The sequence below is a fragment of the Chryseobacterium sp. ISL-6 genome (genome assembly GCF_018613715.1).
GTDB lineage: Bacteria > Bacteroidota > Bacteroidia > Flavobacteriales > Weeksellaceae > Chryseobacterium > Chryseobacterium paludis.
Map to the genome: position 1 here is coordinate 62135 of NZ_JAGGPT010000010.1, position 14508 is coordinate 76642.

The 14508-nt window shown below is 34.2% G+C and carries 10 protein-coding genes; 5 read left to right on the top strand and 5 right to left on the bottom strand.

What is annotated here, in order from left to right:
• Nucleotides 1-146: 146 nt before the first annotated feature.
• Together J7E44_RS18280 and J7E44_RS18285 are read right to left on the bottom strand one after the other, a co-directional pair.
• A complete protein-coding gene (locus J7E44_RS18280) occupies nt 147-2177 on the bottom strand; it encodes a TonB-dependent receptor (protein ID WP_214832142.1) in 2031 nt (676 codons plus the stop codon).
• Nucleotides 2178-2201: 24 nt separating this feature from the next.
• On the bottom strand, nt 2202-3380 hold the full coding sequence (locus J7E44_RS18285; RefSeq protein WP_214833193.1) for an MFS transporter: 1179 nt from the start codon (nt 3378-3380) through the stop codon (nt 2202-2204).
• A 296-nt stretch (nt 3381-3676) separates the two neighbouring features.
• Between J7E44_RS18285 and J7E44_RS18290 the strand changes: the two genes are divergently transcribed.
• The 3 genes from J7E44_RS18290 (at nt 3677) to J7E44_RS18300 (ending at nt 7558) form a co-directional block, all read left to right on the top strand.
• Nucleotides 3677-4552, top strand: a complete 876-nt coding sequence (locus J7E44_RS18290; protein WP_214832144.1) for a helix-turn-helix domain-containing protein — start codon at nt 3677-3679, stop codon at nt 4550-4552.
• Between the two features lie 90 nt (nt 4553-4642).
• Nucleotides 4643-6583 carry an oleate hydratase gene (locus J7E44_RS18295; protein WP_214832152.1) on the top strand — a complete coding sequence of 647 codons (1941 nt, stop codon included), beginning with the start codon at nt 4643-4645 and terminating at the stop codon, nt 6581-6583.
• A gap of 78 nt (nt 6584-6661) precedes the next feature.
• Nucleotides 6662-7558, top strand: a complete 897-nt coding sequence (locus J7E44_RS18300) for a 3-hydroxyacyl-CoA dehydrogenase (RefSeq protein WP_214832154.1) — start codon at nt 6662-6664, stop codon at nt 7556-7558.
• Between the two features lie 91 nt (nt 7559-7649).
• Here J7E44_RS18300 and J7E44_RS18305 read toward each other — a convergent pair whose 3' ends face one another.
• Nucleotides 7650-9323, bottom strand: coding sequence for a glutamine--tRNA ligase/YqeY domain fusion protein (locus tag J7E44_RS18305; protein WP_214832156.1), 1674 nt, complete (start codon nt 9321-9323; stop codon nt 7650-7652).
• 150 nt (nt 9324-9473) lie between these two features.
• Between J7E44_RS18305 and J7E44_RS18310 the strand changes: the two genes are divergently transcribed.
• Nucleotides 9474-10607 carry an alpha/beta hydrolase gene (locus tag J7E44_RS18310; RefSeq protein ID WP_214832158.1) on the top strand — a complete coding sequence of 378 codons (1134 nt, stop codon included), beginning with the start codon at nt 9474-9476 and terminating at the stop codon, nt 10605-10607.
• A 236-nt stretch (nt 10608-10843) separates the two neighbouring features.
• On the opposite strand, the gene J7E44_RS18315 is transcribed toward J7E44_RS18310, so the two are convergent.
• Nucleotides 10844-11848 (bottom strand): o-succinylbenzoate synthase, encoded by a 1005-nt coding sequence (locus J7E44_RS18315; protein WP_214832160.1) that lies wholly within the window; start codon nt 11846-11848, stop codon nt 10844-10846.
• A complete protein-coding gene (fbp, locus tag J7E44_RS18320; protein WP_214832162.1) occupies nt 11849-12865 on the bottom strand; it encodes a class 1 fructose-bisphosphatase in 1017 nt (338 codons plus the stop codon). It abuts the gene before it with no gap.
• Nucleotides 12866-13259: 394 nt separating this feature from the next.
• On the opposite strand from fbp, the gene J7E44_RS18325 reads away from it, so the two are divergent.
• A complete protein-coding gene (locus J7E44_RS18325) occupies nt 13260-14498 on the top strand; it encodes an aspartate kinase (protein WP_214832164.1) in 1239 nt (412 codons plus the stop codon).
• Nucleotides 14499-14508: the final 10 nt, after the last annotated feature.

Genomic DNA, 14508 nt, shown 5'->3' on the forward strand with positions numbered 1-14508 from the left:
TCCAATTCTGAGTTTTTAAGATTTGGCCGTCATTGGTAGCGAAGCGAAGCAATCTCAATCATGATTCCAAGGGAAACGGAAGATGAAAATCCAACCCATTTCAAGTAAAAACAAGAAAAATACACTAAGGTCCCAACATTAAAATACTAAAAATCGGCTTTTACACCAAAAATAAAATTCCGTTTTGCAGCCGGATTGTAAAAGCGGTTGCCAAATGCATTGGTATCAAATCCTAAAACATAATCTGTATTATACAGGTTTTGAATCTGAAGATATACATCGAGTTTTGTTTTTTGAAATTGAACAGGAACCCTGAATTGTAAATTACCAATGAGTGTTGATGTAGACCATACTGAATTGGCGTCGTTCAAAGGAATTTTTGAAGTATAGAAATGAGAATAATCAATAGAAATGATTTTTAAAACCATGAAATTGAGCAAACTATTTATTGTCGTTGCAGGAACCCCTGTTAAGCTATTTCCAGAAAAATCCTTGTTATCCTGTTTATAATCTTCAAATCTAAATCTATAAAAACTACCGGAAAGTCTGAATTTGAAATGATTCAACACTTCACTGCGAAAGTTGAAATTCTTTGATTCTATTAAGGTTTCAAATCCTCTTTGAACAGTACTTCCCTGGTTAATAAAAAATTCCTGTCCCTTTTCATTTTGTCTTCTCACAATAGCATTCTTCATTCTGAAATCAAAATAGCTTCCTTCTACGAACAAAATATCGCCAAATTGTTTTCGGATTCCAATCTCCTTATTCCAACCATATTCAGGAGCAAGATTCAGATTGAACTGCTGATCAGAAGATCGGATCTCTTCATTTGTCGGAGCCGAATTTCCCTTTCCGGCTTTCACTCTTACAGAAAATCCTTTTGTTATAAGATAGGTCAACCCAATGTTTGGAAGCCATTGTTTTTTAAAATTTATCTCTCCACTTTCATTACTTGGATATACCCTATCCCATTGGTATGAATTTGAATTCAGGCATACTGAAATATCTGTAAATAATTTTTCATTAAAACTAAATTTTTGTGAAAGGAAATAAAATCCGGATCTGTTCCTTAGTTTGTCAAAATTTTGAGAACTTCCTTCTGATCCCATATTGTTATCATAATTTTTAACCAGAATGGAATTAATCCCACCTTCAAATCCAAATCGCCATGCCATTTCAACTTTATCCCAGTGTTCTGTATAATTAAGATGGGTTCGCAATGCAAAATTTTGTTCAAATCTATTTTCAAAATTGGTAATAAAAGGATTTTCAAAATCAACATATGAACCTTGCAACATCATGAAATGTGAAAGTTTCGGACTAAGTTCCAGTTGATGAGAAATTCCTGCAAGAATCATTTTATTTCTTATTCCCGCATTTTGCTCACTGGCACCAGGGATTGTAGTGGTCGCTGGTCTTGACTGTTTCCTATCCACCTGCATTTGTTCTAATGTAAGGCCACCAGGTGTTTGATAATCAAGATCAGAAAATAAAAGCATGGTATTCAATGATGCTTTTTTAGTATATTGAAATCTGTCTTTAAAAAAAATCTGTTTCCTCTCTACAGCAGATTGTTTTCGATAAGAATCCGTTCTGTAATAATTCTGAAAAATTTCAAAAAAATGCTTTCCCAATTGCTTTGAAAGGTCAAAGCTTTGGTTAAATGCCCCATAACTACCGACAGAAAGATGAGCAGATAAATTTTCTGAAGATCTTGTCTGAAGAAGAAGTGTCCCACCAGTTGCAGCCCCATAATCACCTCCTTCTGGCCCCTTATATATTTCTATCCTATCGATCAATTCAGGGGAGATGAGATTAAAATAGGTATTTCCCGAAGCATCAGACAGGATAAAGTCATCCAGGTATACTTTAATATTTCTTACCCCAAAAGGTGATCTTAGCGTGCTTCCACGCACCGAAATCCTGTAACTTCCAGGAGAACGTTCTTCTATTCTTGCTCCAGCGATCTGATTAATGGATTCAAGCATTCTCTCTGGTGTGTTCTGACGGAGAAGCGCTTCTGAAATTACAGAAACAGATTTTGTAGAGGTTATATAAGTAGTTGGCTTTTTATATGCATCAATTTTCACTTCTGAGATCAGTTCAGCAGAATCTCTTTTTTGTGAAGAGAAAAATGGGCAAGCAATGATAAAGAGTAAGAAGCAGATCCTCACCATCCTACAAAACTAGTAAATGATTCTTTAAACTGTTTCCTCTTTTGAGTTTTTTTCAGCTAACATCCATGGAACAATAAAATAAAAAGCAATGGCAATTAGAGTTGCAAGAGCTCCGGTACCTATCCATAATACTGTAAATCCAAATTTCTCAGCAATTAAAGTTCCTACGTAAGGAGTTACAATAAACGCAATGGAAAAAGACATTCCATTTAATCCCATATAAGCTCCTTTATTATTGGCTCCTGATCTTAAGGCAGTAATAGTAGACATAAAAGGAAGTGTCCATATCTCGCCAATACATAAGATGGTCATTGAAATAAGCAATGTTATGATACTATAATCAAACGCCATCATTGCATATGAAAAACCACATAAGAAAGTTCCTAAAAGCATCGTAACACCTAATTTAAAATACTTTTCAGCAATTTGTACAAAGGACATTTCCAGCAATACAATCAGAAAACCGCTGTATCCTAATAAATAACCGATATGCTCCTGGCTAAGATGTGCCGTGTCTTTATAGAAAATAGTCAGTGTACTGAATAACTGAAAAAAACATATGGCAAACAGCATACAAAAGAAACAGTATATCAAGAATTTTCCATCCCGATAAGGTGACCCTTCTTTGGCAATAGCAATAGTTTCTTTTACTTTTTTAGCTTTCCTAGTTGCTAATTTATCTCGTTTTCTAAAAAATACAACATAGGTTATTCCTGCTATAAGTGCTCCCAAAGCATTGCTATAAAATAGAAACTCATAAGAAATAGCAGATAAAATACCTCCTAAAGCCGGACCTATTGAAAATCCTAAATTCACGGCCATTCTATTCAACGAAAAGGCCCTGGTGATATTTTCAGGTCTCGCATATTTAGTGATCGCTACTGAGTTGGCAGGACGGAAAGTCTCACTTACAATACTCTGTGCCAAAATAATTCCCGCTAACCCTACTTCTGTTGTAAAGAGAGGAATCATACAAAATAAAGGAACACTGAGTAGCAAGCTTAAACTCTGAACTTTATACTCACCGATCTTATCGGTAATCATCCCTCCAAGCCATGAACCTATTACAGAACCAATTCCAAAAAAGCTCAGGACTATTCCTGAATTTTCAATACTGAAATTCAAATGAGCAGTCATATATACTCCCAAAAAAGGAAGTACCATAGAGCCGGCACGGTTGATAAGCATTACCAATGCCAACATCCAGCTTTCTTTAGAAAGCCCTTTAAAGGAGCTTGTATAGATACTTAATAATTTCACGGATTTTGTTTGGGGAAAAATTAGAAGACACAAAATTAGGTAAATTAAGCCAGAGCATAAACGTAAAATCCTAATTTTTATGAAGAAATAAAAAACAAAGTGAAAATGATAAAAAAACAAGTATTATTTTAACTCATTGCCTTATTTCAATTTTATAAAATTCGTAAATTGCAGTTAAAGCAAGATTCATTATACAAATCTTTAGGATCTAACTAAATTAAAATCAACTCAATATTAGAATGATAACTTACGAAAATTTACAGGATACCTTATCATTTTATAGTATAGATTGTCATAAATCCTATTATATTTCTTCCGGAAAAACAATTTTTGAGTTTCCCGACGCTCCTTTCAGGATGGATTATTATGCCATCTGCATTTGCACTGGTGGTGAAATAGATCTTGAAATAGACAGTAATCAATATCATCTGGGAATTAACAGCTGTCTTATTTCAGCGCCTTCTACTATTGTCAGGTTTATGAATACCCATAAGGACTTCACCATGAAGTTGTTATTTTTTGATAAGAATTTTTTACTCAAAAACATCTCAGATCCTTTTATCATTGAGAAAATGAATTTATTTCACAACAATTCTTATAGTCTTTTAAAAACAAACAATAAAAATGCATCTATACTAATAGACTTAATGGGATATATGGAAAAAAAAGCAGAGCAAAAAGGAAAATATTCTGAAGAAATTATCAGAACTACCATTTTTAATCTGCTATTGGAAGTTGCCGAAATACTCAACAATGCGGACGATAACCTTGAAGAAAAAGAAGAAGGAAAGATCGATCTATATCTTAGGTTTTGCAAATTAGTCCGTGAAAACATCCACCACTACAGAACAGTGCAGCTTTATGCTGATCATCTTTTTGTTTCAAGTAAATATCTTATAGAGATCGTAAAAAAGGCAACCGGAAAAACACCTCATGAAGTGATAGATGAAGCATTATTAAAGGAAGCATATGTTTTACTTGGAACTCCTGAGATAACGATATCAGAGATATCCTTTCAGCTTCAGTTCAATTCTTCGTCAGCCTTTGGCCGTTTTTTCAAAAAACAGACTTCTCTTTCCCCTTCTGAATATCGGAAAAAAAAAATTCAGCCTTAAGAATTAGGGGATATTAATTCTGACATTAGGGACATATTGCCCCTCTAGAATAGATGTACCTTTATTCTGTTAATAAAAAAACAATATAAAATGAGTACGATCAATTCTAAATTCGACAAAGTTTTAAAAGCTTCAAATGAGTATGGAAAAGTAAATCACGAACCAGATTCAAGCAAGGAAGTTCAAATTAACACCCCCGGAAAGACAATGCCTTTTTCCGATCAGATTGGAAACTATCAACGTAATAAAGGTATTCCTACCCAATCCTACGAAAACAGTAAAATCTATATTGTAGGAAGTGGTATTGCAGGAATGGCTACAGCCTATTACTTTATCCGTGACGGACATGTTCCCGGAAAAAATATAATTTTCTTAGATCAATTGCATATAGATGGAGGTTCATTGGATGGTGCGGGAAATCCAGAGGATGGATATATTATTCGTGGTGGTCGTGAGATGGATATGACTTACGAAAATCTTTGGGATCTTTTCCAGGATATTCCTGCTGTAGAACTACCCGCTCCTTATACTGTTTTAGATGAATACCGTCTTGTAAATGATAATGATCCTAATTATTCCAAAGCAAGATTAATTCATAATCAGGGACAGGTACAGGATTTCAGTAAATTCGGATTGGAAAAAAAAGATCAGCTTGCTATTATAAAGCTTTTATTAAAGAAAAAAGAAGAGCTTGATGATCTATCAATTGAGGATTATTTCAGTGAATCGTTTTTAAACAGCAATTTCTGGTTTTTCTGGCGGTCTATGTTTGCTTTTGAAAATTGGCACAGTTTATTGGAATTAAAACTTTATATGCACAAATTTCTACATGCCATAGATGGTATGAAAGACTTCTCATGTTTAGTGTTTCCGAAGTATAATCAGTATGATACTTTCGTAACTCCATTAAGAAAATTCCTCACTGAAAAAGGGGTACAAATCCAATTAAATACACTGGTTAAAGATTTGGATATCCACATTAATACCGAAGGAAAAGTAGTTGAAGGTATTCTTACAGAGCAGGATGGTAAGGAAGTAGAAATCCCTGTGGGTAAAGATGATTATGTGATCGTAACAACAGGATCTATGACCGAAAGCACTTTCTATGGAGATAACAAAAAAGCTCCAATTATCAATATCGATAATAGTACAAGCGGACAAAGTGCCGGATGGATGCTATGGAAAAACCTCGCTGCAAAATCAGAAGTATTTGGAAAACCTGAAAAATTCTGTAGTAATATTGAAAAATCTGCCTGGGAATCTGCAACGCTTACCTGTAAACCTTCGGCTTTTGTTGATAAATTAAAAGAACTATCCGTTAATGATCCCTATTCAGGAAGAACAGTTACGGGAGGCATCATTACCATTACAGATTCTAACTGGGTGATGAGTTTTACCTGCAACAGACAGCCCCATTTTCCAACCCAACCTGACGATGTCCTTGTTCTTTGGGTATATTCATTACTAATGGATAAACAGGGTAATTATGTAAAGAAAACGATGCCTGAATGTACAGGGGATGAAATTTTAGCTGAACTATGTTATCATCTTGGAATTATTGATCAGCTGGACAATGTCATTGAAAACACAATCGTTCGATCTTCATTTATGCCTTATATCACTTCGATGTTTATGCCGAGAGCAAAAGGTGACCGTCCAAGAGTCGTTCCAGAAGGCTGTAAAAATTTAGCTTTGGTGGGACAATTTGTAGAAACCAATAATGATGTGGTATTTACTATGGAGAGCTCTATAAGGACTGGAAGATTAGCGGTCTATAATTTACTCAACCTGAATAAACAGGTTCCGGATATAAATCCTTTGCAGTATGACATCCGTCATCTTCTAAAAGCAACCCAAGCCTTAAATGACTATCAACCGTTCCTTGGTGAGGGAATTCTAAGAAGAATATTAAAAGGAACTTATTTTGAACATATCCTGGTCAATAATCCGGTAGAAAAAGAAGAGCATGAATCCTTTTTTATGGAGCAAATCAATAAATTCCAGGACTGGATTAAAGGTATAAAAAGTTAAAATAAATTTTATGAAAACCGGACGTACCATTGTTCGGTTTTTAATTCTTACTAATATGGTTTATTAAATTTAAATTTTATGAATTTTAAAAATGTAACTGTTGCCGGTAGCGGTGTATTGGGATATCAAATAGCTTTTCAAGCAGCTTTTTATGGCTTCAATGTCACAGTTTATGATATCAGTGACGAAATCTTAGAAAAGGCAAAGACAAAATTCAATATACTTAGTGAAGCTTTTAAAAAAGGTTTAAATGCCACTCAGAAGCAACTGAACGTGGCATTTAAAAACCTAAATTATACTTCTGATCTTTCGGCAGCATTAAAAAACGCTGATCTATTGATAGAAGCTGTTCCTGAAAACCTTAAGATCAAAATTGATTTTTACCAAAAGGTATCAAAAGTCGCTCCTGAAAAAACGGTATTTGCAACGAACTCTTCATCATTACTTCCCAGTAAGCTTGCAAAAAAAACAGGAAGACCAGAAAAGTTTATTGCATTACATTTCGCCAATGAAATCTGGAAACATAATACCGGAGAGGTAATGAAACATCCTGAAACATCAGCAGAGGTTTTTAATGCTGTCATTGACTTTGCCAAAGCAATTGGAATGGTTGCACTTCCTATCCATAAAGAACAGCCTGGATATATCGTCAATTCGTTATTAATGCCTTTACTAAGTTCTGCATTAGAGTTGTGGGTGAACAAGATATCAGATATTAAAACCATTGATAAAACATGGATGGTAGCAACTGGAGCACCAATGGGTCCTTTTGGAATAATGGATGTAGTTGGTATTACTACAGTTTATAACATCAATAAAATAGCAGCAGATTCCACAAAATCTTCTATTAAAATTAAAATTTCAAAGAAATTAAAGAAGGAGTACGTGGATAAAGGGAAATTAGGTATTGTTTCTGGAAAGGGGTTTTATGCTTACCCTGATCCGGCATTTGAAAAGAAAAATTTCCTGAAGTAATGTCATTTATTTTCTAAGCCTAAATGAAACATGTAAAAATAAAAACAGGACCTAAAAAATAGATCCTGTTTTATTTTATATTGGAATGATCCTACTCTGGTTTGTAAGAATCTTTCAATGTTACCGTACGGTTAAATACCAAATTAGATTCTGTAGAATCCTGATCTTTCGTGAAGTATCCAATTCTTTGGAACTGAAGTGGTTCACCTACTGCTACATCTTTCAGACTTGGTTCAGCAAATCCTTGAATTGTTGACACAGATTCAGGATTGATGAAGTTTAAGAAATCAACATCTTTCTCAGCATCAGGCTGTTCTACAGTAAATAACTGATCATAAATTTTTACTTCTACAGGAATTGCATGTTTTGCTGATACCCAGTGCAGCGTACCTTTTACTTTTCTTAAGCTCTCTTCTGTTCCACTTCCAGACTTACTCTTCTCATCGTAAGTAGCGTAAATAGTTGTGATCTCTCCGTTCTCATCTTTCTCCACTCTTTCAGCTTTGATAATATACGCGGATTTTAAACGAACTTCACCTCCTAACTTTAATCTGAAGAACTTATTGTTTGCCTCTTCCTTAAAATCTTCACGTTCAATATATAATTCTCTTGAAAAAGGGACTTCTCTTGTTCCTGCATTTTCCTGTTCAGGATTATTTTCAGTTTCCAACCATTCTTCCTGTCCTTCAGGGTAGTTTTCGATCACTAATTTTACAGGATCTACCACAGCCATCACACGTTTAGCTACTTTATTCAGGTCTTCACGAACACAGAAATCCAATAACTGAATTTCAATCAGATTTTCTCTTTTTGCTACCCCAACTTTATCAATAAAGTTTCTGATAGAAGCTGGTGTAAATCCTTTTCTACGCATTCCTGAAATAGTAGGCATCCTAGGATCATCCCAGCCTGTTACCACCTTCTCAGCAACTAACCTTTGCAGTTTTCTTTTAGAAGTAATCATGTACGTAACATTCATCCTTGCAAATTCTCTCTGTTTTGGCGCTACTTTAGGCTCTTCATATACCTGATCTAAATACCAGTTGTAAAGTGGTCTGTGGTTTTCAAATTCCAAAGAACACAATGAGTGAGATACCTGCTCCAAATAATCCGATTCTCCATGCGCCCAGTCATACATTGGATAGATTTTCCATTGTGTCCCTGTTCTGTGGTGGGGTCTTTTCAATATTCTGTACATCACAGGATCACGCATATTCATATTTGGCGAGATCATATCAATCTTAGCACGAAGAGACATCGTACCTTCTTCAAATTCTCCATTTTTCATTCTTTCGAATAAATCAATAGATTCTTCTACAGGACGATTTCTGAATGGAGATTCAACTCCTGGCTCTGCAGGGTTTTTTCTCTGTTCTGTAATTACTTCTGATGGTTGCTCATCTACATAAGCTTTCCCTTCTTTAATAAGTCTAACAGCCCAATCATAAAGCTGCTGGAAGTAGTCGGATGCATACAATTCTTTATCCCATTTGAAACCTAGCCATTCTACATCTTTTTTGATGGAATCCACAAATTCCTGCTCTTCTTTTTCAGGATTTGTATCATCGAAACGAAGGTTTACGGGAGCATTGTATTTTTCACCCAACCCAAAGTTGATGCAGATCGCTTTTGTGTGCCCTACATGCAGATACCCATTAGGTTCAGGGGGAAAACGGAAACGGATTTGATCTCTATTCAAACCGTTTACCAAATCATCTTCTATAATTTGCTCAATAAAATTGAGTGATTTTTTTTCTTCTTCCATTAAATTAACTTTATAAAGCTCGTGGACTTTGTGCAAATTTAGCGAAAATTTAGGGTTTATGAAAGTAATGAATGAAAACTACAATGAACTATTATCCAATAATTTTTCCGAAATTTATAAAGTTAAAAACCACTCACAAAATCATTCATTATGGCCGTTTATATATTAAGTAATCGGAAGATCATTCGTCATAAAAACGAAACCATTGATTCATTTTCCAATGACGAGTACTCTATCCCTAATTTCAGAATTGCAAAATGTGATTTCGATAATTATACAGAACCTACTGCTCAGGCAAAAAAGAAAAAAGATTATACCAACAGGAATATTTTAAATTATCAGCTTTTCTCGGAACCGGAAAAGCAAGGATACGAAGATGTTCTTGAAGTATTATTAAGTGAGAAAAAGATAAAAAAATCAAAGCTCACTGCCAACAACCTTGGGGGAACGCAAAGGTTGTTTTATGAATTATATAAAAACATGTCCTCTACAAAGTCCAGAAGTGATGTGTTAATATTTATTCATGGCTATGCCTATGATTTTGATGATGAATTAGAAGCCATCATCGATCTGAAAAAGCTATTTATTGATAGCCCTGAATCTCCTGTTGAGCATATTCTATTCGTTAGCTGGCCGGCTTCAAGCAGTATTGTTCCTCTAACATATTTTGATGATAAGGCTTCAAGTATCAATTCAGGAACCTCTTTAATGAGGCTGTTCTATTTCTATACCCAGTTCTTAAAAGATATTTTTTCCAACCGGGATCTTGCTCCCTGTAATCAGAGAATACATCTGATGGCACATTCTCTGGGAAACAGAGTACTCCAAAGTATGCTCTATAGCTTAAAAAGTGAAAATATTCTAAGAGTTATTGATCAGGTATTATTGCTAAACGCCGATGTAACTTACAAAGTTTTCGAAGACTCTGAAGATTCTTTTAATAAACTTCCCTTACTTGCCAACCGGATTTCAATTTATTTAAACCGAAAAGACGCAGTCCTCGGTATTTCACAATTCACAAAAAATATTCTTACGCCAAGGCTGGGAAAACATGGTCCAAGTGATATTCAGAAATTTAAGGATATTGTTTCTATCATCGACTGTACATTTATTGAAAATGATTTGAAGAGTGGTCTGAAATTTGAACTTGGTAATCATTGGGGATACCTATCCAGCTCGCAGGTTCAAAATGATATTTTCCAAACTTTAAATGGAACCGACAGCAACCTCATTACCAATAGAATAAGCAATAATGAAAACACCTTCATCATTGTCTCAAAATGATTAATTAATTTAGAGTTAACAATAAAATAATGTGTTAATATTTGTAAAAAGCCCGAAATGGCATGAAGATTGCATATTTCTTAGACTAGAGAATTAATTAAAATTTCCGGCAATGAAAAAGTTTAAAGAAAAGTTTTCTATTTTATTAGAAAACATTAAAAAAACGATTTTCATAAATGATGAGATTTAGTTAGATGCCTTCAAACAGGAAACCTTAACACATTTCCATGTTTAGATCATGCTTTAAAAAGCAAGCGTTCCCCAGTTAGTTTCATATGGTTGACAAAATTATTAGTAAATAAGCCTCCAGTGCCAAGGCCTTGAGGCAATTTACTATGTTTTGTAAATGTATACTGCGCAATCGCATTTAACCCGATATTACTTTCCAAAGCTGAAGTTATCCACCATCCTATTTTTTGTTCTTCTGCGAGCTTAATCCACTCATCAGATCCTGAAAAACCTCCGATTAATGAGGGTTTTAAAATAATGTATTGTGGCCTGATGGCTTCTAAGAGTTTTTTCTTTTCATCATTTTCAGTTACCCCAATTAATTCTTCGTCCAAAGCAATGGGTGTTGGAGTTTCCGCACATAATGCAGCCATATCGGTCCAGTTTCCGGCTTTAATAGGCTGTTCTATAGAATGAATATGCAAATCGGAAAGCTGCTTTAAGACCATTCTTGCTTCTTCTGTATTAAATCCACCATTAGCATCAACACGCAACTCTAATGCATCTTTCGGAAATTTTTCTCTTAACTTTTGAAGAACTGTATGTTCAGATTTCCAATCAACACCAATTTTTAACTTAATACAATGAAAGCCATTTTCAAGTTTCTCATGAATCTGTTCTTCCATATAATTAACATCTCCCATCCAGATCAATCCATTGATAATAATGGGAATCTGTCCTCTTGTAAATTCACTTGGAAAATAAAGGTGATCACCATTATGCAAATTGAGAATGGCCTGTTCGTATCCAATCCAAATGGATGGAAATTCTTTTAACTGTTCTTTTAAAAACTGGGGATCCTGATCGATATTTTCACAAAGCCACTTCAATTTTTCTTCATAATCAGGTCTATCGTCAAAGCTTAATCCTCTGAAAACAGCACACTCTCCTACTCCCTTTTGCTCACCTTCTGAAACTTCAAGAATAAAGGTCTCTTTTTCATGCAAAACGCCACGAGATGTTCCACTCGGGCGTTTGAATTCTAATAAATATCTAGAATATTTAGCTATCATTTATTTTACACTATCTATTCGCATAAATTCCTCGGCCTTCTCTACCATATCTACGCTTCCACAGAAAAATGGAATTCTTTGGTGAAGTTCAGTAGGTTCAACTTCCAAAATTCTTCTGAATCCGTCTGTCGCTTTTCCTCCTGCCTGTTCTGCAAGGAATGCCATAGGATTACATTCGTACAATAATCTCAGCTTACCATTAGGTGATTGAGAGTAGGATGGATAAATATAAATTCCACCTTTTAGCATATTCCTATGAAAATCAGCCACGAGAGAACCAATATATCGGGATGTATAAGGACGATCGCCTTCTTCCATCTGGCAATATTTCAGATAATTTTTAACTCCTTGAGGGAATTTAATATAGTTCCCTTCATTAATGGAATAAATCTTTCCGGTTGCCGGAAATTTCATATTTGGATGCGAAAGATAATAGGTGCCTAAAGAAGGATCTAAGGTGAAGCCGTTCACTCCATTTCCTGTGGTATAAACAATCATGGTGGAAGAACCATAGATCACATATCCTGCTGCGATCTGATTTACTCCTTTCTGTAAGAAGTCTTCTAACTGAACCGGAGTTCCAGGTTCTGATACCCTTCTGTAAATTGAGAAAATAGTTCCTACCGAAACATTAACATCAATATTTGATGAACCATCAAGAGGATCAATTAAAACTACATATTTACTAAGATGCCCGTTTCCAACACATTTAATATCTATAAAATCATCGTTCTCTTCCGAAGCAATTCCACAAACTACCTCTCTTTGCGATAATGCAGTGATAAATATTTCATTGGCAAGCACATCTAATTTCTGCTGCTCTTCACCCTGAATATTCTCATTACCGGCTTTTCCGATAATATCTGCAATTCCAGCTTTATTTACTTCTCTGTTTACCACTTTTGAAGCCAATCTTATAGCACTTAGAAGTCGGGAAAGTTCCCCCGTAGAATATTGAAAATCTTCTTGTTTATCTATAATAAATTCTCCTAAAGTCTGCAACGATTGATCTGACATATTTTACTATTTACGATTTCTCCAAATTTCGTAAAATTTATCGCAATCTAAAAAAAATTCTTTTAAAAGATCTTAAACACTGTATATCAATGTCATATAGTGTTATTTCATCATTATCCTTCTCTATCTTCTCAATAATCTGTTCCCGTTTTTCATTGCAAAGAAATTTCATCAATTATCATCATTTTTAGTCATATAACTCGATTACATAGAAATAAAACTACATAATAGAGGTTGATATTAAAGAAAACCCAATAAAATCATCCATTTATCATAAAAATCTTTATCTCATCCTACCATTCAGGTATTTCATATCTCATTGTAAATTTATAATTTTGACGTCCGTAAAAAACTCAACTATTATTTATCTAACAATTTTATTTTTAATAATTTAATGAAAATTTTCAAGTTTGGTGGAGCATCTGTAAAAGATGCTGAAAGTGTAAAAAATGTGTCAATGGTTTTAAAAAGCCAAGGATTTGCCAAATGCTTGCTGGTAATTTCAGCAATGGGCAAAACGACTAATGAGTTGGAAAAGGTTGTAGAACTTTATTTCAAGAAGGAAAACTATCAAACTGAAATTAAGATTATTAAACAGAAGCATATCGAAATCGCTCAGGGTCTTTTCCAAGAAAACCACCCAGTATTTTCGGAAATTAATTTGTTTTTTGATGATCTTGATTCTTTTTTAAGAAGAAATAAATCTCCAAATTATAATTTTGTTTACGATCAGGTAGTAAGTTGTGGAGAAATGATTTCTACAAAAATTTTGAGTGAATATCTTAATGAGATACAGTTTACTAATCAATGGCTGGATGCAAGAGATTATATAAAAACTGATAATTCTTATAGAGATGGTAATGTAGACTGGAAAAAAACAGAAGAGTTTATCTCTACTTTAAATTCTGAGATCTGTTATGTAACACAAGGTTTTATCGGCTCTGACGATAATAATTTTACAGTTACTTTAGGAAGAGAGGGTTCTGATTACTCTGCTGCCATTTTCGCTTACTGCACCAATGCGGAAGCAATGACGATATGGAAAGATGTTCCCGGGGTAATGACGGGGGATCCCAGAAAATTCAAGGATGTTACCCTTCTTTCTAATATCTCTTATGAGGAAGCTATTGAAATGGCTTATTATGGAGCAAGTGTTATTCACCCGAAAACCTTACAGCCTTTACAACAAAAAAGCATTCCTTTTTATGTAAAATCTTTTGTAGACCCTACAAAGGGAGGAACGAAAGTAGGAGCTTCAGAAAAAAATCAACATGAAGAATCTTATATTTTAAAAGAGAACCAGAATCTTTTAAAAATATCTACAAGAAATTTTTCATTTATTGCTGAAGATCATATGAGTGAAATTTTTAGTCTTTTATCAAGACATAAAATTAAAGTTTCATTGATGCAGAATTCTGCAATTTCACTAGCTTTATGTTTGGAAGATAAATTCAATACTATTGATGAGCTGAACGAAGAATTACAAAAAGGTTTTAAAACTGAGGTAGTTAAGAATGTATCTCTATTCACCGTAAGAAATGCGAAGATGGATAACATTGATAAATTTTACCAGGAAAAAAGTGTATTATTGGAACAAATTTCCAAGAGTACTCTTCAAATGGTAACACTATAAATATAATTGC